Genomic DNA, 22,862 nt, shown 5'->3' on the forward strand with positions numbered 1-22,862 from the left:
TGTTTTCTGCCACCGCGACCGTGCTTCCGAACTGAGGCGCGAAGACGCGAAGCGGGCGAAGTTTCGCGAAGAAGAGTGGAGCGCGGCGGTGCTGGCTTTGGATTCCAGCACCGAAGCAAAGCGACGCGCGCCGTCTCGGGCGCGCGGTCGGTTCGCTCGGATCGCTTTCGCGGATCGACCTCTGCTTTTTCGCCTCTTCGCGCTGAATCCGACCGGAATTGGGTTCAGCCAAGAGGCCGCTTCCCTGCCGCGTTTTAATACATCGCCAAGGTCGGCGCTACGTCCGCCTGCTGCCACGCTTGCTCGAAGCGCTTTCGAGCCGCCGCGGCGCCCGGCGCGTCTCCTTGCTTTTCCAACGCCAGCGCCAGCCCATGCAACGCCCAGCCGTTTTCCGGCCAGACCTTTAGATCCTCGCGAAACACCGCCGTTGCTTCGTCCGCGCGGCCGAGCGCCAGCAACGCCGCCCCCAGCGTGTGCCGCGTCGGATAAAACCAAAATGCAGGCTCCATGTAGGGCATCGCGTCCTCCAAAGCCACCGCCTCGCGGAGCGCGCCGAGCCCGGCCTCCGTTTCGCCTCGGGCCAGTGCCGCCCGCCCTTCGGCGAGACGGGCCGCGATGCCGGCAATCTTGATCGCCGGCAGATACACGTTGTCCATCGCCGCCACCGCTTCGCCTCCCGCGATCTCTCGCGTCGCGTTCGCCTCGAGGGTCGCCGCCGCCGCGTCTCCGCGGGCCGAATACGCTGTCGCCCGCGCCCAATGCCACATCACGCGATCGAGGGGCTCCGCCTCGGGCGGTTCTGTCGCTGCGAGGATCGCTCCCGCGTCGCCAAACCGCACGGCCGTCAGCAGCGACAAATGCGTGAAGCGCTGCTTCTCCGCCACCGGCGTTCCGCAGATCGGCGAACTGGCCAGCGCCACGATCTTGCCCGCTTTCTCCACCGAATCGGCCTTGCGTCCCTGAAAAGTATAGGCCCACCAGAGGAAGTGCTCGTTGTGCGGATAATACATCCCCGGATAAAATCCCTGCACCTGACACGACGTGATATAGGCCCGGTCCGCCTTCGCCGCCCGCTCGTTTGCCAGTGCCGCCTCCTGATACATCCCGGTTCGCATGAAGATGTGCGAAGGCATGTGCACCAGGTGTCCTGCATCCGGCGCGTAAAATCTCAGGCGTTCCGCGCTCGCCAGCCCCTGCGCCGGCTCCGGTCCCGCCTCCACCAGATGGATCAACGCATGATTCGCTCCGGGATGATGCGGGTCCTTCGCGAGCACGGCTTCGAGCGCGGCGATGATCTCCCGCGTCTCCGGCTTCGGCGTCGTCCGGTCGGCGAGCCAGTAGTCCCACGCCATCGTGTTCATCACGGCATCCGCATGCAGCACCGCCGCATCGAGATCATCGGGAAACCGCCGCGCCACGTCTTGCATCGCCTTCGCATAGGCAATATTCAGCTCCGCCTGGTCCGTGTCCGGTTTTTCCGAATACCGAGCCCCCAACGCGTCGATCCACGCGCGCTCCCAGTCCGAGCCGTGCCGCGCCAGCGCGCGCGCCTGATCCAGCGCCGCCAGCGCCGGCGGACGCGCTCCTTCTTCCATCGGCGCGTTGATATTGGGGCCATGCGCAAACGCCACGCCCCACCAGGCGATGGCGAGTTGGGGGTCCAGTTCCGCCGCCGCCTTGAACGAACGGACCGCCTCGTGGTGATTGAATCCCCAGAGGAACATCATCCCCTGGTTGAAATAGCGCTGCGCCAGCGGGTCCTTCGTCGACACGTCCCGCTCGTAGCTGCCCAGCTGGTCGAACAGCGGCGCCGGCGCCGGTTTTCCGTCTTTATTTTGCGGATACGCCGCGAGCGCGACTACTCCCGCCAGGCCCGCGAGCGCGGCCGCGATGCGATATGCCATCGATGATTTCATAACGTGTTTGTTTGGGTTAACCGCGCGTCGCTCCCGCGTTCGCAACCATGGGAAATGTTTCACGACCGGCGCTTCCACGTCGGCCTTCGCCGGACGGACCAAGCGCATTTTCAGCGGGCGATTTCATGGGGGGGAAAGGGGGCACTCGCCGCGGGGAGTTCACCCGCGGCGGCTCCGCCTTACAAGGTGGCGCGCAGAGGGCATACCCGATTCGCGCCCACTCCTTTCCCCTATGGCTTAGTCTGATCGAAGCCGCCGAATAAGCGCGAAGGCGCGAAGGCAGGCAAAGTTTCGCGAAGAAAACCAAGGAGCGCCGATCCTGATTGGGGGCTTTGTCACGCGAGTGAAACACGGTGCGGCGCGTGGTCGGTTTGGTCCGATTGCTCTTCGCGGAGCGAACTTCGCAGCTTCGCGGCTTTGCGCTTCGTTTGATCCAAGCCGATTAAGCGCGAAGGTGCGAAGGCGGGCGAAGTTTTCGCGAAGAAAAAACAAGGAGCGTCGATTCTTGGTTTGGCTTCGTTGCTGGAGCGAAGCGAGACGCGCCGTCCGGACGCTCCATTTAAGGGTTTCGGAGTGGCCAAAAGATTTGCCATGTCCCGGGCGACCGCCTAGCGATGACGTGTCAGCCGCGGCTTTTACCCCTCCGAAGCCAACCCCATTTACCCCTCATGAAGCTGGCCGGGCCTGCTTCCGTTTTGGCATCGCTTTTACGGCGCCGGATTTTTCCGGCGGCCCTGCCGTGCCCCGGCGTCGCGGCGTCCGCGAATTTGCCGCGCCATCTTCGCCCCTTTCGTGCGCCGCCAGGCGCACGTCGTTGACCAGTAACTCATATCTATGAACACCGCTATTACGCCTAGACGGGTGCTGGCGTCCCTCGTGACGCTCGCCCTTTTTTCGGGTCGGATATTTGGTCAGGTCACCGCACCGGCAAACCCACCCGAACGCGATGACGAGACCATCGTCCTTTCGCCGTTCGTCGTGGAGTCCACCGAGGACACCGGCAGCTATCGAGCCAGTTCCACCCTTGCGGGTTCCCGCGTGAAAACCGACCTGCGCGATGTCGCCTCGCCGCTCAGCGTGGTGACGTCCCAGTTCCTGCGCGATACCGGCGCCAACAACAACCTCGACCTGCTCACCTACACCACGAGCACGGAGGTCGGCGGGCTCTTCGGCAACTGGGGCGGCTTCGGCAATGCGCAGGGCGTCAGCGACCGCGGCGCGCTGCTCTCGCCCAACAACAATACACGTGTCCGCGGGCTGGATACGGCGGACAACACCCGCAACTTCATGCTCACGGACATCCCGTGGGACAGCTACAACACCGATCGCGTCGAGATCCAGCGCGGCCCGAACTCCATCCTGTTCGGCGTCGGCAGCCCCGCGGGTATCATCAACGCGAATACCATCGAGGCGCGCTTCGACGGCAACTCCGGCAAGGTCGAGAACCAGATCGGCAAGTACGGTTCCGTCCGCTGGGTGGCCGATTACAACCTGGAGGTCATCAAGGGCGTCCTGGCGTTCCGCGCCGCGGGTCTGGCCAACGACCAGAAATACCGGCAGGAGCCGGCCTTCAACGACGACCGTCGCGGCTACGTGACGGCCACCTTCCAGCCGCAGGTGCTGCCGGCGAGCTGGGCGGGCCGTCTGACGGTGCGCGCCAATTACGAGAACGCCCGGATCAAGGCGAACCGCCCCCGCATCCTGCCGCCGGACGACGGCATTTCGCTGTGGTTCGAGGACGCCGCCGGGGACGGCGTGGCCAACAAGATCGGCTTCGGCAAACGCGTCTATGACATGTTCCTGTGGAGCCAGGCCGGCGGCGGCGACGCGTCCCGCGGCACGCTCGCGAGCGTCGCGAACACGGTGCGCAATCCGCTGCCTTACCAGCCGGGAGTCTCCACCATCGACGGCGGCCCCCTCAACAACGGCGGCATCGGCTTCTGGTTCAAGAACGGCGACTCGCGTCCGTTCTTCGTCTCGCGCCAGGCGCCGCGCGAACATCCGGGCGCCTTGAACGCCACCGGCGGCGTGGATAACGCGATCGACATTCCCTACGGTTCGCCGCTGCGCGTCGGCGGACTGAACGCCTACGCCCTCGGGATCGACAAAATCGACGAGGTGGAGGGCGTGCCCTCGCGTTATCCCCTCGCGACCCGCGGTTATTATAAAGACCAGTCGCTCACCGATCCGACGATCTTCGATTTCTACAATCACCTGATCGACGGCGACAACAAGCGGGAGCATCAGCGATGGGACGCCGCCAACATCTCCGTGGCGCAGACGTTCCTCGACAACCGCCTGGGCCTCGAGCTCGTCTACGACAAGCAGGACTATTCGGAATGGCGCACGGGTGCGACCTGGAACCGGCCCTACATCTCGATCGACATTAACAAGAATCTCCAGAACCAGCTCACCCAGTATCAGCGTACCGATGCCAACGGGCAGGTCGACCCCGACAACGGGATGCTCGATACCACCACGTATCGGGCAATCGGATTCACGCCGACGGCCGCGCAGCCGTATGTGAACGCTAATGCGGGTGCCGCGTTCACGGCCGGCAGCTTCACCAACAACGACCGCACGGACCGCGAGCGCGAGAACTACCGGTTGACGGCTTTTGGCGAACTCCGGGCGCATGATTTCATCAGGCGCGGCTCTCTGCTCGAGCGGATCCTCGGCACGCATCAGTTCACCGGTCTCGCCTCCCGCGAAGAGCGCCACGAGGAGAAAACACAATGGGCGCCGAGCGCGACGCCCTACGATTGGGCCTTGGGGCTTTCGGTCTCCGGCGCCGACACCAACCTCACCGGTGCGACCCGCGGCATCACGCCGATCATCTATCTCAGCGGCCCGCTGTTCGACCGCACGAGCGCCCACGGCCTCAATCTCGGACCGATCCAGACCTCCTACAATCCGTCCGGCACCTATTCGGTCGATTACTTCAAGACCCAATGGCTGCCGCCGCGGGATCCGACGGCTCCCGGTTATGTGGATCCCGGTGCGCGCTGGGTGAATCTCCTCGGTGCCGTCGGCGTGCAGGCGGACAATCCCTTCAACTACACCGGCCGGACCACCGCGTCAGTCGACATCCTCAACGCCGATCACGGCGATTTCGACCAGCTCGTCACCAACTACGGCGTGACCGATCAGGTCGTGGAGTCGGTCGGCCTGGTCTGGCAGGGCCATCTCTTCGGCGGCAACATCGTGCCGACCGTTGGCTGGCGCGAGGATACCTTGCGCACCTACACCGCGACCGGAGCGAAGGACGCCACCGGAATTTCGGCGACCACGGTCGGGAAGACCGAGCAGGTGCTCGAGAACACCGGCCGGACCACCTCGTGGGGCGTGGTCGCTCACCTGCCGCGGGAGTGGCTGAAAAACACCCCCGTCCTCTCCGGCCTCAGCGCATATTACAACTACGGCGAGAACAACCGCGTCGAAGCCCGCTATAACTACGATGGCGAGCCGCTCGAAAATCCGTCGGCCGAGAGCAAAGACTACGGTATCGTCGTCGGCCTCCTCGACGACAAGCTCACCATCAAGGTCGGCAAATACGAGACGAAGGTGAAGAACGCCAACCTCCCGGGCGGCTCCTCGATTCTCGGCTCGAACCAATATTATCTCTATCAACTCGAAGCCTGGGGCACGGCCAACTCGCTGTTGTATCTCTTCGGTCGCGCCGGCCTGGACCCGAACCAGTCCTGGCACTGGAACTGGGCCGGAATCGATGCCACCGGCGACGGCGGTAATCCCGCCTATGCGCCGAATACCGATGCGTTCAAAAACAGCCCCAGCACGCAGGCGCAGACGGCCGCTATCGATGCGTGGTTTGCGGGCATGGACCAGCAGTTCTTCACGAACTACGCGATCAACGCGAACGTCGAGGCGCTGAAGACCGCATACGCGGCCTACAAGTCCAGCGGGAACATCCAGCCGCTCGTCGACGCCGCGAAGGCGAGCGGGTTCAACGTGGGCACCTACACCACGGGGTTCTCCTCGCAGAACAATGGCCAGATCAATGGCATCAGTCCCAACGGCACGATCGACAACACGTCCAAGGGTTACGAGATCGAGGTGAACTGGACGCCCACCCCGAGCTGGAACCTGCAGATCAACGCCGCCAAGACCGACGCCTATCGTGAAAGCCTCGGCAAGCCGATGCTCGACTATATCGACAAGCAGTGGTCGCGGCTCCAGGGCCCCGCGGGTGACATCCGTCTGTGGTGGGGCGGCGATAATACCATTCGCCGCTACTATCAGGACAATATCATGTCCGCGGTGGAGTTTCAGAAGGAGTCGATCGGCTTCCAGGTCCCCGAGATGCGGCCCTGGCGCTTCAGTGCCATCACCAACTACAGTTTCAACGAGGGCTCCTTCAAGGGCTTCAATATCGGCGGCGCCTATCGTTGGGAGGACAAGCAGATCCTCGGTTATGGACTCAAGACCAACCTCAGCGGACTGGATGTGCAGAAGCCGATTTACGGTGAGACCGAAGATCACGTCGATCTGTGGATCGGCTATCAGCGCCATCTCACCAAAGCCATCCGGTGGCGCATTCAGCTGAACGTCCGCAACGTCGGCGAATCCGTCGGGCTCACGCCCATCTCCGTCAACCCTGACGGGGTGATCGCCGCGCAACGCATCAACGAGGGCATGTCCTGGCAGGTGACCAACACCTTCTCGTTCTAGCCTCCTGGTGCGTCCAGCGACCCGTTCGCTGACGCTCTCTCCAAAGCCGCGGCCAAACGCCGCGGCTTTTTTTTGCGTGCGCCGCTCGCGCATGCTCACCGCGTCGCTGGCGCCCGCGCGGTGATTTGGCGGATCTCGCTCGCCTGAGTTCCACCTGTGGTCGGCGTGTGTCTTCCGCCGATTTCGACGACCGATTCGCGCCGGATGCACGACCGGCGAAACGAAGCGCAAAATGATCGGGTTCATCCCTCGCCCCATCATGAACCCTCTCTTCGTTCCGTGCCGGCCGAGAGTCGCAATCGCGAGCGTTGCCGGCTTGCTGATCGTCGCTACGGCCGATCTTTCCGCGCAGATGACCTTTTTCGGGCTGGGCCTCAATACCGGCCAGCCCTCCGGCGTTTCGAACGACGGCAATGTTGTCGTCGGCCAGACACCCGACGGCGGGTCGTTTCGCTGGAGTCGCGCCAACGGCTCCACCAGTCTCGAGTTCTTCTCCAGCCAGATGTCGCCGATCGTCGGAGTGTCCGCCGACGGGAATGTCATGGCCGGCATGACCTCGGGACAGCCGTATCGCTGGACCAAATCCGGCGGCACGGTTCCGCTCGGCGTTCCCGCCGGCACGACCGATGTCTCCGTCCGCGCAATCTCCGCGAGCGGCACCGCGATCGTGGGTCGCGCTTACGCCACGGGAGCGGGCGGCACGGGGGAAGGCTGGCGGGCGTATCGCTGGACCGAAGCGGAAGGTTACCGGGATTTGGGCACGTTTCAGAAACCCTCGGGCGACGCCAACCCGATGGCGATGGCGACCGCCGTGTCCGCCGACGGTTCGATGGTGGCCGGCGTGGGGAGCAATCCCTCCGGCTGGACGACCTTCCTCTGGACCGAAGCGGGCGGGCTGATCGACCTGCACCGCGGGTCGGCGATCGATACGCCGCGGGCGATTTCCGGAGACGGAAAAACCATCGTCGGCGGAGCGAGTTTCAGCGGCGGCTATCCGGAAGCTTACCGTTGGACCGCCGAAGAAGGCTTCGTGCGGCTCGCGACGCGGTTCGACCTCGCCGCGCTCAACAGTCAGGCGCGGGCCGTCTCGTTCGACGGCACGCTCATCGTCGGCGACACGGTTTGGGGCGACAATGGTTTCATCTGGTCCCCGGCCAGCGGCGTGCGCGATTTCCTCGATGTCTTGCAGACGGATTATCAACTGCGGGCGCAGCTCACCGGCTGGGAGACGCTGAATCCGTTCGCGATGTCGCTGGATGGTCGCTTCATCGCCGGCAGCGGCTTCTTCAATGGGCAAGCGGAGGCGTGGTTGTTGGACCGCGGCTTGAATCCGCCCGACATCCTGCCTCCGCCGCCTCCGCCCCCGCCGCCGATCACCCCGGTGCCTGAGCCTGCGACCTACGGCGTGATGGCAGCCGCGTTTCTTCTCGGGCTGACGATCTGGCGCCGACGCCGGCAGTCCGGACCTTCTGCCGTAGCGATGCTTTCGTAGCGGGCGACGGCTCGCGCCAGAGACTCGTCGATGGGGCACCGTGCCGTGCGCGAATCGGCGCGGCGTTTAAAATCTTGCGCGGGCACGAGGCGGGCAGATTCGTTTTCGGCGATGACCTCGCGTTGCTTTCTCCAGGTGGCCGGCTCGTTGTTTCTCGGTTTTGCGACCATCGTCGTGGCTGCGGCCGCGCCTTCGCGCCGCATCAATCCGCTCGCGTTGCCCGATTATCCCATCGGCCGCTCCGTCCGGGACGTTGCTCCCGGACGGCCGAACGACCCCGCCGGTCTCTGGCTCTCGGAAACCACGCAGCAGTTTCGCGAACTCGCGGATCCTTCCGCGCTCTGGCACGAGGGGAAATGGTATCTGTATCCGTCGGTCGACATGGCGTGGGTGAGTGCCGACGAGGGGCGCACCTGGGCGCATCATCCGCTGAACGTGCGCGACATCGGCTACGCGCCGACGATCGTGGAGCATCGCGGGCAGTTTATATTGATGGCGTCGCACTCGGATATTTATACCGGGCCGACGCCGCTGGGGCCGTTTGTCTCGATCGGTCAACTGGAGATGCCGGCGCGCGACGGGTTGCCTCCGCCCATCGATCCCATGCTGTTTTCCGATGACGGACGACTGTTTTATTATTGGGGCTGCACGCCCAACTCGGGCCTTTGGGGCGTGGAACTCGACGCGGCCAATCCGACGAAAGTCATCGGCGAGCCGAAAGAATTGATTCCGTTTCGCCCCGACACCTATCTGTTCGAGCGCGTCGGTAGCGCGAACCAGAATCCGAATACCGGCTGGATGGAAGGCGCGTGGATGATCAGGGAAGGCGGGCGCTACTATCTCACTTACTCCGCCGGCGGCACGCAGTATCGCACCTACACGATGGGCGCGTATGTCGGCGATTCGCCGCTCGGACCTTTCAAGCCGCAGCAGCGCAATCCCATCTTCCGCACCACCGAGGGTCTCGTCACCGGCACGGCGCACGGCTGCATCGTGCGCGGCCCACGCGATCGGCTGTGGGTTTTCTATACACTGTTTGCAGGCGTTGCCCACGGTTTCGAGCGGCGGGTCGGACTGGATCTCGCCGCGATCGATGAAAACGGAGAGCTCTACGTGCCGCGTGCGACCTCCACGCCGCAAGCGCTGCCGGATTCCGCTTCCGCCGACGCGTGGCTGCCGCTCAATGAGAGCGAGCCGAACTTCGGCAGCTCCAGTGCGCCCAACCTGTCCGGCCGGTTCGCCGCGGACAACGCGCTCACCACCTGGTGGCAGCCCGCCGCCGACGATCCGCAGCCGACGCTCACCGCGCATTTCTCGACGCGCGCCACGATCCACGCGGCGCGCATCGTGTGGCGCGACATCGGCCTCGACACGACCGCGGGAAAAAATCCCGGCGCGTTCCGTTATCGCATCGAAGCGGAGACCGCGCCCGGCGAGTGGACGACGATCATTGACCGCAGCGAGAGTGCCGAAGATTTCCTCGTCGACTATCGCGAATGTGCCCCGGTCCACGCGACGCGCGCCCGCCTCGTAATTCTGGGCCACCCGCCCGGTATCCAGCCCGGCGTGACGGAGTTCACCGTCTTCGGCATCACCGACCGCGCCGGCCGGTAACAACGCTTTCCCGCGACGCAGGGACGAGACGCCCAGCGCGGCCCCTCAACCTCTCCTCGCAGGCGTTCCGGCGACGGACGCGGGAAGGTTTCGCTTGTGATAGAGAGGGGCATTGCCATCGTGGCTGCCACCCAAATGCCCCCGGGAACCGCGCCGAATCTGTCCGTCCTCGACCCTGCGGCGCAGGCAAAAATCTATGCGCTTTGGGATGAGCTCGTCTCGTTTGACGCAGCCAAAACCGAAGACGCGTTGCTCCACCTGCTCGATGCGGTGGCCGGGCTGATCGATGCGCAGAACGCCTACTGGATGGGCACCGTGCGCATCAGCGAAACCACGACCGACCCGTTGTGCGGTTGGCGACCCATGGCGTTGCGTTATCTGCGGCCGCTGCCGCCGGACCCGGGTTTTACCGAGCGGCGTTTGCGCGCCATCAACAAAGGCCAAGTGGACGAATCCACCATCGCGCAGGCGCGGCTCGCCGGTACGTTTCGCGCCCATCGCCTGCGCGACATCGTTTCGCCCGCCTGGTTCAGCACCGACTTTCATCTCGGTTATCTCGCCCGCGGCATCCACGACTCGCTCACGGTCGCCGTGCCCGTCAATGCCATGAGCGAGGGTTACTACGGCTTTCTGCGCATGCGTCCGGGCGAGACGTTTACCGAGCAGCAGTGTCAGGTCGCGTTCTGCGCCATGCGCGGCCTGATGTGGTTTCACCGCCAGGTGCTCCTGGCCCACGGCGTGGGCGTCGCCGACAAGCCCATCAGCCCCGTCGAGCGCAAAGTCGTCGCTTTGCTGCTCACCGACAAAACGGAAAAGGCCATCGCCGCCGAGCTCGGGGTCACCTCAGCCACGGCGCACACTTACATCCGCGATGTGCTCAACAAGCTGGGCGTCAAAGGCCGCGCGGGGCTCACCGCCCTCTGGCTGAGTTGATGGTGCTGAATCGGCGGACAGGAGGAAGCCACTGATAAAATCAGCACTCAGATCAAATGAGTGCCGAGGCGAAGGGACACTATATTGGCGTCCTGTATGGCTGAGGATGGGGGCTTTGTTGATCGTATATAAAAAAGGCCGCAAAGGGCACCCCGCTGGGCTCGTGATCCGGACGCTTTGAGTATGACACGCGCCCCCTCCCTGATTAGGGAGGATTTTCGGTCCCCGCCCTTTCTGATAATCTGGGGGGAACACCCTTCCCCTTCCGATGCCCCGCTTCAACCGATTCCGGCTCTGTTCTCCGCTGTCCCGCGGCGCAACCTTGTTGCCCCTGCTGTCGTTTCTCTGCTGCTCGCTCGACGCTCAAACCACGATCGAATATGACGTGGGCGATAACCACACCGCCGATGTGGTACTCGACGGGGAAACAATTCTTCACGTTAACGGCGACACCTCTCCCTTCTACGCTACCCAAAGCGGGGTTCTCAGCGGCTCCGGCCCCGTTCGTAAGACCGGTAGCAGCACGCTTTTCCTCACCGCCGACAACACCTATACGGGCGGCACGTTTGTGGATGAAGGCGGAATTCTTTTCGGCAACTACCCCACGCCCAGCTCCGCCGGTTCCGTAACCGGGGACATCACGCTCGCCGCAGGCACCGCGGTCGGCTTCCGGCGTTCCAACGCCGTCGTCTTCGACGGCAATATCGACTACATCTATGCCGGCGGCACTCCGGACTACGACGACGGCTCGTTGGGTTCACGGGATGGTCTCGTGGAAATCTTTGCCTCCGAGAGCAGCTTCACGCTCGGTGCGAATCGCAGCATCAACGTCCGGAATCTCCACTTTGAAGGCGGCGGCACCCTGAATCTTTCGTCCAACGCTTCCATCAACACCGTGTATACGCATCTGGGCGGGAGCGACACGGACACCATCGTCAGCCTCGCGGACGGCGCGTCATTCGGGTCCATCATTCCCGGCTCGGCGGGTTACGTGCTCGTCGGCGATTTCGGTTCAGCCAGCCCCGTCGCCACGACCACCACCCTGAATATCGCCGAGGGTGCCACCGTAGATCTGAGCAATGTCTATCTCTCGTTGGGAGGCAGCAATCCAGGGACCGCCGTTCTCAACGTCGGTGCGGGCGCCACGCTGACGGCGAACGTCGACATGGGTAATGGTGTCAACTGGGACGACGGCGGCTCCGGCGGCGGTGACGCCATCGTCAACCTCGCCGCGGGCGCCACCGCCAATCTCTCTATTGAGGACTCGATCGGCGGAAACGCGTCGTCATCCGCGGATGGGGGCGATGTCGTGATCAATGTCCAGGACGCCAGCCTGAACCTTGATATCAACGGCAACTGGTTCTATCTCGGCGGCCGAGGCAACAGCGATGAAGGTTCCAGTCATCGCGGCGGCGATGGCACCCTCAACCTCGCCGGAGCCGGTACCAGCGTCGATCTGCGGTCCGAGGACTTTCCTTCGCGCCAGTTCACGCTCGGCGGTGGTCTCAACGGCGGCAACGGCAGCATCACTGTCACCGACGGCGCCACCCTCAAAATCGGTGATACTTATGTGGGCGGCGAGGGCGGTGGCGACGGCAGCATCACCGTCAGCGGGTCCGGATCCACCCTCCTCATCAGCCCGGTCGATGCCGAAGAGCGTAGTAACCTGACTCTCGGCTCGGCGGCCTATGGTGACGACGAGATGGGGGCCAATGGAGCCAACGGCACCCTCAGTCTCTCGGACCATGCCACCGGCACGATTGCCGGACATCTCCAAATCGGCGGCAATGGCGCTAACTCGAGCACCACGTCGTATACCGGCGGCAACGGCACGCTCGACCTGTCCACCAACGCCTCTCTGACCGTCAAGGATTACATCACCGTTGGCGGTATGAACAAATTAGGAGGGGAAGGGTCCGGCCCCGCCGGAAACGCCGTCATCAACATCGCCACGGGAGCCTCCCTCGCGTTCGAATCGACTCTCTACCTCGGAGGCGACATGAGCTCTGCGGACGAGGAAACAACCACGGGCAACGGCACCCTCAATCTCGGCGCAGGCACGTTGTCCGGCTACGGACACGACGGGAATACCGCTGACATCGTGATCTCGCCCACCGGCACGCTCAATATCGGTTGCGACGGCTCCGGCGCCACCACCGCGCCGACCGCGCTCACCCTTACGAGCGACAACCCCGCCCCGGAAGAGGATGGCCCGTCTAGAATCTACAACGCCGGCACCATCAATTTCCGCCACAGCAGCGGCACCTTCACCCTCGCCGCTCCCATTGCGGATGGGGGCGAGAGCGCTGGCACCATCAACCAGGTTGGCGCCGGCACGACCGTCCTCACCGGCGACAATAGCGGTTTCACGGGCGCCACCACCGTCTCCGCCGGCATCTTGCGGAACGACGGGACGCTCGGCGGTGCAGTGACCGCGGAAAGCGGCGGCATCCTCGGGGGCGTCGGTACCTTCGCCGGACTCGTGACGATTGGCGATGGCGGCATCCTCGCGCCCGGCGATTCGCCCGGCACGATCACTTTTGACGCCGGCCTCATGCTCGACGACGGAGCGGTGCTCAACTTGCAGCTCGGCGATTTCAGCGACCTCATCCGTGTTTCCGGCGGCGAACTCGCCACTAACGGCATCGTCACGCTGAATCTCTTCGATGCTGGCGGGTTCGCCGCCGGAACCTATGACCTGATCGACGGCACGAGCGCCACCTCGGTGGGGAACTTCGACTTCACCGATTTCCAATTCGGCTCCAGCATCGCCGGTTACACTTACACCCTCGGCTTCGCGGGCAACGTGCTCCAACTCACCGCCACCGCTTCGGCCGTCCCTGAGCCCGCGACTTACGCCGCGCTCACCGGCGCGCTCGCGCTCGGTTTGGCGGCGTTTCGCCGCCGGCGCTCTCGCACGATTTCGGCACCCGTCACGTGACGTCCTGACAACGCGTCGTCGGCAACGCCCGGTTGGTGACGCGCTCCCGCGCGCCAGACTCGTGATCGTCGGCCACCCGCCGGGCGTCGAGCCCGGCGTGACGGAGTTCACTCTGTTCGGCGTCTCGGAACGCACGCCGGTAGCGCGCGATCGCTCACGCTACTCGGGCGCCAGAACGGCTTGGCCGATTGCGAATTGACGGACGCTGGGTTCGAGCGCCAGATCGGGTTCGCTGTGGCCTTGCCTGCCTCCAATGTTCCGCCAAACGCATCCTCCGGGAGTGGCCGAGCGATGGGACTCACCTTCGCCGCGGTCGTGGCGCTGGGCGGCAGCTCCGATGCGGGTGCCGCCGAGGTAACGACGTTTCCCCTGCCGGATCCATTGGTGCGTTTCGACGGCACCGCGATCACGACGGCGCAGCAGTGGACCGAATCGCGTCGCCCGGAGCTGTTCGCCGCCTTTGAGCGCGAAGTGTACGGCATCACGCCCGATCGGAAAATCGAAATGCAGGCGCACGTGCGCGAGGAAGGACTCGTCTTCGAGGGCAAGGTCCGCCGCCAGCAGGTCGTGCTCACGTTTCGCAGCGAGTTCGGCACGGGCACGGCGGAGCTGCTGATTTATTCGCCCGCAAAATCATCCGCGCCGCTGCCGGTGTTTCTCGGACTGAATTTTTTGGGCAACGCCTCCGTCGCGCGCGATCCCGCCATTCTCGGGCGCGGGGAGCGAGGTGCGAGCGAGCGCCGCTGGCCCATCGAGTACATCACCGGCGCAGGGTATGCGGTCGCGACGTTGTGCTACGAGGATTTCTTTCCCGACAAAGACGAAGCAAGCTACGCGACGAGCCTGCAGCGCCTGTTCCCGCCGGAGGAGCGCGGTCCCGGGGCGGACCGCTGGGGTGCGATCGCGACGTGGGCGTGGGGACTGAGCCGCGCGCTGGATTATCTCGAGACCGACCCGCAGTTCGACGCGAAGCATGTGGCGGTGATCGGGCATTCCCGTCTGGGCAAAGCGGCGCTCTGGGCCGGCGCGCGCGATCCGCGTTTCGCGCTGGTGTTGTCGAACGACTCCGGCTGCGGCGGGGCGGCGTTGTCGAAACGGATCGCAGGAGAAACCGTCGCCGATATCAACGACCGGTTCCCGCATTGGTTCTGTCACAATTTCCGGCGCTACAACCGGCGGGAGGCGGATCTGCCGATCGATCAGCACGAATTGCTCGCGTTGATGGCGCCCCGCGCGCTCGGCGTGCACAGCGCGTCGGAGGACGCCTGGGCCGATCCGGAAGGGGAGCGTCGCGCGCTCGAGCTCGCGCAGCCGGTCTACGCGCTCTTCGACGTGGCGCCGCTTGATGCGCCGGAGTCCGATCCGCGACCGCGCCGTCTGCACTATTTCCTCCGCACCGGAGTTCACGACCTCCTCCTGCCCGACTGGGTGGAATATGTGCGCTTCGCCGACGAGACGCTCAAAAGGATCCGGCGGTAAGAGACGCGCGTGCGCGGGATCCTCGCACGACTCGGCGCGTCGCAGCGCGGTCGTTGACGACGTTCGCCGCGCGGCTCACGGTCGGTGGCATGTCCTCGCGTTTTGTTCGCGCGCTTGCGCTGTCCGCCTCGCTGACGATGTCGCTTTCATTTGCCGCCGCCGATTCGTTCTCGATCGAACCCCTCGCCGATGCTTCGGCGCTGTCGCCCGCACCGATGAAGATCGGCGGCCGCGTCGTCACGGTGAAACGTGAGGACGGCTCTGCGGCGTATCGTTTTCAGTGGCCGGGCGTGTATTTTGAAACGGCGTTCACCGGCGCACGTGCCGCCGTTCGCATCGGCGAGGGCGACGCGATTTATCGCGTGCGGGTCGACGACAACACCGGGAGCAAGCTCGTGAAACCGGCGCCGGGGGTTTATGTGCTCGAAGGAATTTCCGAAGGAGCGCACACGCTGCGCATCGACGTCGTGTCCGAAAATCAAGGTGGCGCGGCGAGTTTTGGCGGCGTGCTCGTGCCTTCGGGCGCGGCGGCGCAGGCGCCCGCCGCACGGCGACGCACGATCGAGTTCATCGGCGATTCGCACACCGTCGGCTACGGCAACACGTCGCCCACGCGCGAATCCGGTGGCGACCAGGTGTGGCTCGCGACCGACACGTCGCAGGCGTTTGGTCCGCTGGTCGCGGCGCATTTCGGAGCGGACTATCAGGTCAACGCGATCTCCGGCCGCGGCATCGTGCGGAACTACAACGGCGGCGCCGGCACCACGCTGCGCGAGGCGTATCCGTTTGCCTTGTTCGACGGCAAAACGCCGGTCGCCGATCGCGGCTGGCAACCGCAGATCGTGGTGATCGGGTTGGGAACGAACGATTTTTCCACGGCGTTGAATCCCGGCGAAAAGTGGCCGACGCGCGACGCGCTGCACGCGGACTATGAGGCCAGCTACGTTGCCTTCGTGCAGCGGTTGCGGGCGCGTGTGCCGGACGCGTTTGTCATTCTCGCGGCCAACGACATGGCCGATGGCGAGATTCAGCAGGAAGTGAAGAAAGTGGTCGAACGCCTCCAGGCGGCGGGCGATCGCCGCGTCGGCTTGGTCGAGTATCCGCCGATGGAGCTCACCGCGTGCGACTGGCACCCGTCGCTTTCCGACCATCGGAAAATGGCGCAGACGCTGATCGACTATATTGAAAGCCGCGCTGACGGGTGGAAGGGGGCTGGAGGGTAGAGGGCAGAGGCTAGAGGAAAGAGGCTGGTTAGGAGATGAGAGTTGAGGGTTGAGAGGCGGAGTCCGCGCGGACGGGGATGGCGAGTTCGCGGCCTGATGGCTGCACAAACTCAGAACTCAAAACCCAAAACCCAGCCGAAACCCCGCGGCGTTCCCGCCGCGCTCAGCCGGCCGCGATCTTGGCTTTGATGGTGACGACGACGGAGTCGGACGCCGCGGCCTGCGTGATACCGCTGAGCGTGTCCACTTTCCAGCGGATACTGTCGGTGCCGAGCGTGAGCTTGGCTTCCTTCACCGCAGCGCGGAGCGCCTCGTTGAAATCCCCGGTTTCCGAGCGGCCAATGAACTCTTCGATCGTGCGGCCGCCGGGCTGCAAAATGGTATTCATACAGCCGATCAGGCTGCGACCGGGCGACGGCGTTGCCAACGGCGTCCTTGTGCGCCGTTCAATCAGCATCCGCGCTCATTGCGCTTATGAGTTCCACCGTGTTGCGCGTTCGCGGGCAGCAGCGGCCGGAGTTGCCGGTCGGCGCGGAAGCTTCGAAGCGATCGTCCGGCTTGTTTTCTCCTGGGAGGCGACTTCTGTCCGCGGATGACTCAGCCCGTGACGCCGGTCGGATTCGACGAGAAGAATGCGGCTGATTACGACGATCGCTTCGCGAAAATCAGCGCGCTCCGCGAAGCGCTCCACCTTGAAATCCGCGCGATCTTCGCCGTCTTGCCCGGCGATGCCCGGGTTCTCAATGTCGGCGCCGGCACCGGGCAGGAGTTGCTCGCACTCGCGTCGCATTTCCCGCACGCGCACTTCACCGTGGTCGAACCCTCGGCGCCGATGATGGAGCTCTGCCGGCGTCGCGCCGCAGAGCACGGCTTCGTTCACCGTTGCACGTTTCATACGGGTTATCTCGATACGCTTCCCGCCGGCGAGCCGTTTCACGCCGCCACGAGCCTCCTGGTGTCCCAGTTCCTGGTGGAGAACGGGGCCCGCCGTGTTTTTTTTCGCCAGATGGCCGAACGGCTGCGCCCGCGCGGCTGGCTCGTCACCGCGGATCTGAGCGGTGATCGCAACGCGCCCGATCACGCAAAGCTCCAGGACGTGTGGTTTCGCCTCATGGAGATTGCGGGCATTCCGGCGGGGCACCACGCCAACATGATCGACGCGTGGCAGCGTCACGTCGCTTTCCTGCCGGTCGCCGAGTTGGAGACCCTGATCGCCTCGGCGGGATTCGAGGCGCCAGTGCTCTTTCACCAGTCGCTCCTCATCCGCGCGTGGTTCACGCAGCGCAGCGGTTGAGGCGCTGCGTGTCCCGTCATCATCGGGCTTCGCCCGGACGCGGCTGGCCAATCCAGAGGCGGTTGCCGTCGGGATCTTCGAGGCGGAATTCGGTCATGCCATAGAACGTCACGCCGAGGTCCGGAGCGGCCACGCCCGCGGCGCGCACCTGCTGATGATAGGCGGCGACGTCGTCAGGGTAAAAATAGAGCACGCCCTGCCGCGGCGCGTTGGCGGGCGGATTGATCGACTGGTCGAGCATCACGCGGCAATCGTCGCAGCGCAGCATGGCCCAGCCCCAGTCGTCCTGGCGCTGCTCGATGCTGAAGCCGAGTTTCTCGTAAAACGCGATGCTCGCGGACAGCTGCTTCACCGGCAGCATCGGAATGAGGCGGGTCATTTTCATTGGGTGGGGCGGGATTGATGGGTAACGCATCACCATCGTGCCACGCGTGCCCGTTTCCGCAATCCGCGGCGACCGCAGTTCGCGCGCATCCGTCACTCGCTTTCTCCAAAAAATTTTCGCACCGTTGCCCCATTTCCGCGGATTCCGAAGTTAGGTCCGCAGATTTCGCGTTCCGATCTCCGCGCGTTCCTTCCCGACGCGTTTCTCTCCATGCGTTTGTCCTCTCGCTCCAAAACGGCCGCTGCCTCATTCCTCCTCGCCGCGGCGTTTGCCGTCGCGGTTCGCGCTCAGGCGCCGGATCCGCTCGAACTCGGGTTTCGCACGCCGCCGGACGCCGCCAAGCCGCGCACGTGGTGGCATTGGACGAAGAGCAACGTCACCCAGGACGGCATCACGAAAGACCTCGAATGGATGAAGCGCGTGGGCATCGGCGGCTTCATGCTGGCCGATGTCGATTTTGGCCGCGGCCAGAACGTCGAACCGAAAACCCCCTTCGGCACATCCGAGTGGTATGACGCTGTTCGTTTCGCCGCGAGCGAGGCCGAGCGGCTCGGATTGGAAATGGCGATCTTCAGTTCGCCCGGTTGGAGCGAAACCGGCGGCCCGTGGGTGAAGCCTGAACAGGCGATGAAAAAACTCGTATGGAGCGAAACGTCGGTCGTGGGCGGTCAGCGCTTTTCTGGCCGGCTCGCCGCGCCGCCGAACCAGATCGGCCAGATCCGCGACACCGGCGCGAGCTATTACACGGACAATTCAGCGGCGCCGCCCTTTTACGCCGACGCCGCCGTGATCGCCTACCGCACGCCGGCTGCCGAGAGCGACGCCGCGCGTGCGGCGCCGAAGGTCACGACCCACGCGGGCCCGATCGATGGAACGCCGCTCCTCGACGACAAGTTGTCCACGCTGCTGACGGTGGCCTCGCCCGCGGACGGCGGCGCCGCGTGGATCCAGTATGAGTTTCCGCAGCCGTTCACCGCGCGCGCGATCACGCTTGGCGGCAAGGGCGGCAGCGCCAATGGCATTCCGGTCGGCCGCGTGCTCGCGAGCGACGACGGCGTGAGTTTTCGGCCGCTCGTCACGCTGCCCGGTGCGCAACTTTACCGGCAGGGCATGGTGCGGACGTTTTCGTTTCCCGCTGTCACGGCGAAATTTTTTCGCATCGAGCTGACCGGTGCGCCGCTCGGACCCGCCGCGACGATGAGCCAGGCGCCGGCGCTGCCCGCGAAAGAATACGTCTTGAGCGAAGCCGTGCTGCATGGCGGCGCGCGGATCAATCGTTGGGAGGAGAAGGCGGGATTCAGTTTTCTTTTCGAATACGGCACGGTGCCCACGCCGGAATTTCCCGCCGACACGATCGTGCCGCCGGGCGAGGTGATCGATCTCACCGCGCGGCTGCAACCTGACGGCACCCTCGAGTGGGACGCGCCGCCGGGGTCGTGGACGATACTGCGTCTCGGTTACTCGCTGACTGGAGCGAAGAATCGGCCGGCGACGCCCGCGGGGTCCGGTTATGAAGCCGACAAGTTGAGCCGTGCGCACATGGAGGCGTATTATCACGGCTATTTCGATCCGATCGCGAAGGCGCTCGGGCCGCTGTTCGGAAAGAGCCTGCGCTATGTGATGATGGACAGCTGGGAGGCCGGCACCAACAACTGGACCGACGCGCTCGCGGACGAGTTTCGCCGGCGCCGCGGCTACGATCTCGAGCCTTGGCTGCCGGCGCTGACCGGCCGCGTGGTCGGCAGCGCGGAGCAGAGCGATCGTTTCCTGTGGGATTTTCGCCGGACGCTCGCGGACCTATGGGCCGATGCGCACTACGGCACGATGGCCGAAAAATTGCGCGAGCACGGGTTCGGCGTCTATGCGGAGGCGGCGGGCGTCTCGCTCGAAATGCCGGAAGACACCCTGCTCAACAAAAGCAAAGTCGAGATTCCGATGGGCGAGTTCTGGGTGAACGATCTCCACCCGCGTCTGATGTATCTGCAGGACGTGCGCGGCGCGGCTTCGGCGGCGCACGTTTATGGCAAGCCGCTCGTCGGCGCGGAAGCGTTTACGGGCGGCGGCTACGAAGCGCCGGCGACACTGAAGCGCGTCGCCGACTATTGGTTCGCGCAGGGCGTCAACCTTCTCGTCTTCCATACCTCGGCGCACCAGCCGCTCGATACGAAACCCGGCAACGCCATGGTCGGCACCCATCTGCATCGCAACATCACGTGGGCGGAGGAGGCGAAGCCGGTGTTCGATTGCTTCGCGCGCACGAGTCACCTGTTGCAGCAAGGACGGTTCGTGGCCGATCTCGCGTATCTGCTCGACGAGGGCGCGCCGTCGACGCCGCCGATCTGGGGCGCGGGCACGCAGCCGAATCCGCCGGACGGATACGATTACGACTTCATCAACGCCGACGTGCTGCTGAACCGCCTAAACGTGGCGGACGACGGCCGGTTGTCGCTGCCGGACGGCATGAGCTATCGCGTGCTGGTCCTCCCGCAGACCACGGCCATGCGCCCCGAACTCGTGCGCAAATTGCGCGAGCTCGTCGCCGGCGGCGCCCTCCTCGTCGGGCCGAAACCCACGCATTCGCCAAGCCTCGCCAACTATCCGGCGGCCGACGCCGAGGTGCGTTCGCTCGCCGCGGAATTGTGGGGCGATCTGGACGGTGCGAGCCGCACCGTGCGTCACTATGGCAAAGGCCGCGTCATCTGGGGACTGCCGCTGACGGAGGTTTTGAAGACGGCGGGAATTTCCAAGGATTTCGAATACGCGCGCGGCCTGGATGCGGAGCTCGCGTGGCTGCACCGGCAGACGGACGCCGCGGACATTTACTATCTGGCGAACACCACCGACGTCGTGCAGGCGTTCGACGCGCGCTTTCGGGTGGCTGGCCGTGAGGCCGAGCTGTGGCATGCGGACAACGGAAAAATCGGGTCGGCCGGTTACCGGGTCGAGGGCGACCGCACGGTCGTCCCGCTGCGGCTCGCCGAACGCCAGTCGGTGTTCGTGGTGTTTCGGAAAAAAGCGGCGCAACCGGCACGGGCGGCGCCTGCCGTGGCAGACGCGGAGACGCTGGCATCGCTCGACCGGGATTGGCACGTGCGTTTCCCGGATCATCTCGGCGCGCCGCCGGAATTGCGGCTCGAGAAACTTGCGCCATGGTCGGCGCAACCCGATGAGGGCGTGAAGCATTTCTCCGGCGCGGCCGTGTATACGAAGCGGCTTGAGGCGCCGCGGGAGTGGTTCCGCGCGGACACGGGGGTGTTTCTCGAACTCGGTCGGGTGGGAGACCTGGCGGACGTCACCGTCAACGGCCGGCCACTCGGACTGCTCTGGCATCCGCCGTTCACGATCGACGTCACCGGCGCGCTCGCGCCCGGCGCCAATACGATCGAGATCAAAGTCATCAACCAGTGGACAAACCGGCTGATCGGCGATCGTGACCTGGCCCCGGAGAAACGGGTGCTCGGTGACGCGGCGGCCGCGCCCGGGCGAATGCGCGGCCCCGAACTCAAGCTGCCGGAGTCGGGCCTGATCGGGCCGGTGCGGCTGGTTTCGCGACGCATCAACCGGGTGGCCGACCAGCCCGACGGCAATGTCGTGGGTATCCGCGCAAATTATACGGAGGCTCTGGCCGGCGATCCGAAAGTGCCCGATCCATTGATCTTCGCAGACGGTCGGCCGGTGCCGAATGCCACGGCGTGGCTCGACGAGCGGCGGCCGGAACTCCTGCGCCTCTTCGAGGCGCACCAGTTTGGCCGCGTGCCCGGGCAGCCGACCGATCTGAGGATCGAGGTCATCGACGCCGGCACGCCGGCGTTCGAAGGCCGGGCGCTGCGGAAACAGGCGACGCTCTTCTTCTCGAAGGAGAAGGCGAACGGACCGCACGCGGATGTGCTCGTTTATTATCCGGCGAAGGCGACGGGACCGGTGCCGGTGCTGCTGTGTGCGAATTTCTCGCCCAACAACCTGACCGTCGACGATCCGGGCGTGAAGGTTGGCCGCAGATGGGACGCGGAGCAGCAGCGTCGCGTGCCCGCCACGTCGGGCCGGCGCTTCGGACGTCTCAATGTCATCGATACACTCGCGCGTGGCTTCGCGATCGCCACGGTGAACTACGCGGATTTCGATCCCGATGCACCGGGAGCAATCGCGGCCGGCGTGCGGCAGCTTTATCTGCGGACGGGTCAGACGGAGCCGGCGGCGGACGAGTGGGGTGCCATCTCGGCGTGGAGTTGGGGATTGAGCCGGGTGCTCGACTATTTTGAAACCGAACCGCGCGTGGACGCGAAGCGCGTGGCGTTGTTCGGCGTCTCGCGTCTCGGCAAGACGGTGCTCTGGACCGGCGCGCGCGATCCGCGATTCGCGTTGGTGATTGCGAGCTGCTCGGGCGAGGGAGGGGCGGCGTTGAGCCGGCGCAACTATGGCGAAACGGTGGCGCACCTCACGGCGCCGACGCGTTATCCGTATCAGTTCGCGGCCAACTATGCGAAATGGGCGGGCCGTCCGGACGAGTCGCCGGTCGAGGCGAATCTGCTCGTCGCGCTCCTCGCGCCGCGACCGCTGTTGCTGCAGACGGGAGACACCGACATCTGGTCCGATCCCAAAGGCGAGTTTTGGGCCGCAGTGTCGGCGACTCGCGTTTACGAGTTGTTGGGGAAGTCCGGCTTGCCGACGGAACAGATGCCGCAGCCGGGGCAGCTCGTCGGCGGTGAGTTGGGGTATTACCTGCACGCCGGCGGCCACGGCACGGTGCCGTCGGACTGGGAAGTGTTTCTTCAGTTTATGGAGAAGCACCTTGTGCCGAACCAAGTGAGGTAACCTTCGGCGAGCGCTGCGGTTGTTGACCCATGTGCGCCATGATCTCTCCAACGATCCTGCCCCTTATCCCCCATCGGGTGTTTT

Annotated in this window: 12 protein-coding genes; 9 read left to right on the top strand and 3 right to left on the bottom strand. The window is 64.9% G+C overall.

Annotated elements, in window-relative coordinates; genetic code table 11:
* Nucleotides 1-254 precede the first annotated feature (254 nt).
* Nucleotides 255-1,916, bottom strand: coding sequence for a Rossmann-fold NAD(P)-binding domain-containing protein (locus tag AC6RV7_RS06115; protein WP_500093029.1), 1,662 nt, complete (start codon nt 1,914-1,916; stop codon nt 255-257).
* 834 nt (nt 1,917-2,750) lie between these two features.
* Between AC6RV7_RS06115 and AC6RV7_RS06120 the strand changes: the two genes are divergently transcribed.
* The 7 genes from AC6RV7_RS06120 (at nt 2,751) to AC6RV7_RS06150 (ending at nt 16,287) form a co-directional block, all read left to right on the top strand.
* Entirely contained in the window at nt 2,751-6,605 is a 3,855-nt protein-coding gene (locus AC6RV7_RS06120; protein WP_500093030.1) for a TonB-dependent receptor plug domain-containing protein, read from the top strand.
* A gap of 259 nt (nt 6,606-6,864) precedes the next feature.
* Nucleotides 6,865-8,097 carry a PEP-CTERM sorting domain-containing protein gene (locus AC6RV7_RS06125; protein ID WP_500093031.1) on the top strand — a complete coding sequence of 411 codons (1,233 nt, stop codon included), beginning with the start codon at nt 6,865-6,867 and terminating at the stop codon, nt 8,095-8,097.
* A gap of 111 nt (nt 8,098-8,208) precedes the next feature.
* Entirely contained in the window at nt 8,209-9,711 is a 1,503-nt protein-coding gene (locus AC6RV7_RS06130) for a family 43 glycosylhydrolase (protein WP_500093032.1), read from the top strand.
* A gap of 135 nt (nt 9,712-9,846) precedes the next feature.
* On the top strand, nt 9,847-10,644 hold the full coding sequence (locus AC6RV7_RS06135; RefSeq protein ID WP_500093033.1) for a helix-turn-helix transcriptional regulator: 798 nt from the start codon (nt 9,847-9,849) through the stop codon (nt 10,642-10,644).
* A 268-nt stretch (nt 10,645-10,912) separates the two neighbouring features.
* Entirely contained in the window at nt 10,913-13,585 is a 2,673-nt protein-coding gene (locus AC6RV7_RS06140) for a beta strand repeat-containing protein (RefSeq protein ID WP_500093034.1), read from the top strand.
* Nucleotides 13,586-13,876: 291 nt separating this feature from the next.
* Nucleotides 13,877-15,064: an alpha/beta hydrolase family protein gene (locus AC6RV7_RS06145; protein WP_500093035.1), complete on the top strand. Its 1,188-nt coding sequence runs from the start codon at nt 13,877-13,879 to the stop codon at nt 15,062-15,064.
* An 89-nt stretch (nt 15,065-15,153) separates the two neighbouring features.
* Nucleotides 15,154-16,287: an SGNH/GDSL hydrolase family protein gene (locus tag AC6RV7_RS06150; protein WP_500093036.1), complete on the top strand. Its 1,134-nt coding sequence runs from the start codon at nt 15,154-15,156 to the stop codon at nt 16,285-16,287.
* 163 nt (nt 16,288-16,450) lie between these two features.
* Here AC6RV7_RS06150 and AC6RV7_RS06155 read toward each other — a convergent pair whose 3' ends face one another.
* A complete protein-coding gene (locus AC6RV7_RS06155; RefSeq protein ID WP_500093037.1) occupies nt 16,451-16,675 on the bottom strand; it encodes a hypothetical protein in 225 nt (74 codons plus the stop codon).
* A gap of 204 nt (nt 16,676-16,879) precedes the next feature.
* Here AC6RV7_RS06155 and AC6RV7_RS06160 point away from each other — a divergent pair, with 204 nt between their 5' ends.
* Nucleotides 16,880-17,581, top strand: coding sequence for a class I SAM-dependent methyltransferase (locus tag AC6RV7_RS06160; RefSeq protein ID WP_500093038.1), 702 nt, complete (start codon nt 16,880-16,882; stop codon nt 17,579-17,581).
* A gap of 19 nt (nt 17,582-17,600) precedes the next feature.
* Here AC6RV7_RS06160 and AC6RV7_RS06165 read toward each other — a convergent pair whose 3' ends face one another.
* A complete protein-coding gene (locus tag AC6RV7_RS06165) occupies nt 17,601-17,966 on the bottom strand; it encodes a VOC family protein (protein WP_500093039.1) in 366 nt (121 codons plus the stop codon).
* A gap of 210 nt (nt 17,967-18,176) precedes the next feature.
* Here AC6RV7_RS06165 and AC6RV7_RS06170 point away from each other — a divergent pair, with 210 nt between their 5' ends.
* Nucleotides 18,177-22,778 (top strand): glycosyl hydrolase, encoded by a 4,602-nt coding sequence (locus tag AC6RV7_RS06170; RefSeq protein WP_500093040.1) that lies wholly within the window; start codon nt 18,177-18,179, stop codon nt 22,776-22,778.
* Nucleotides 22,779-22,862: the final 84 nt, after the last annotated feature.

The organism is Opitutus sp. sgz309028 (genome assembly GCF_059821195.1).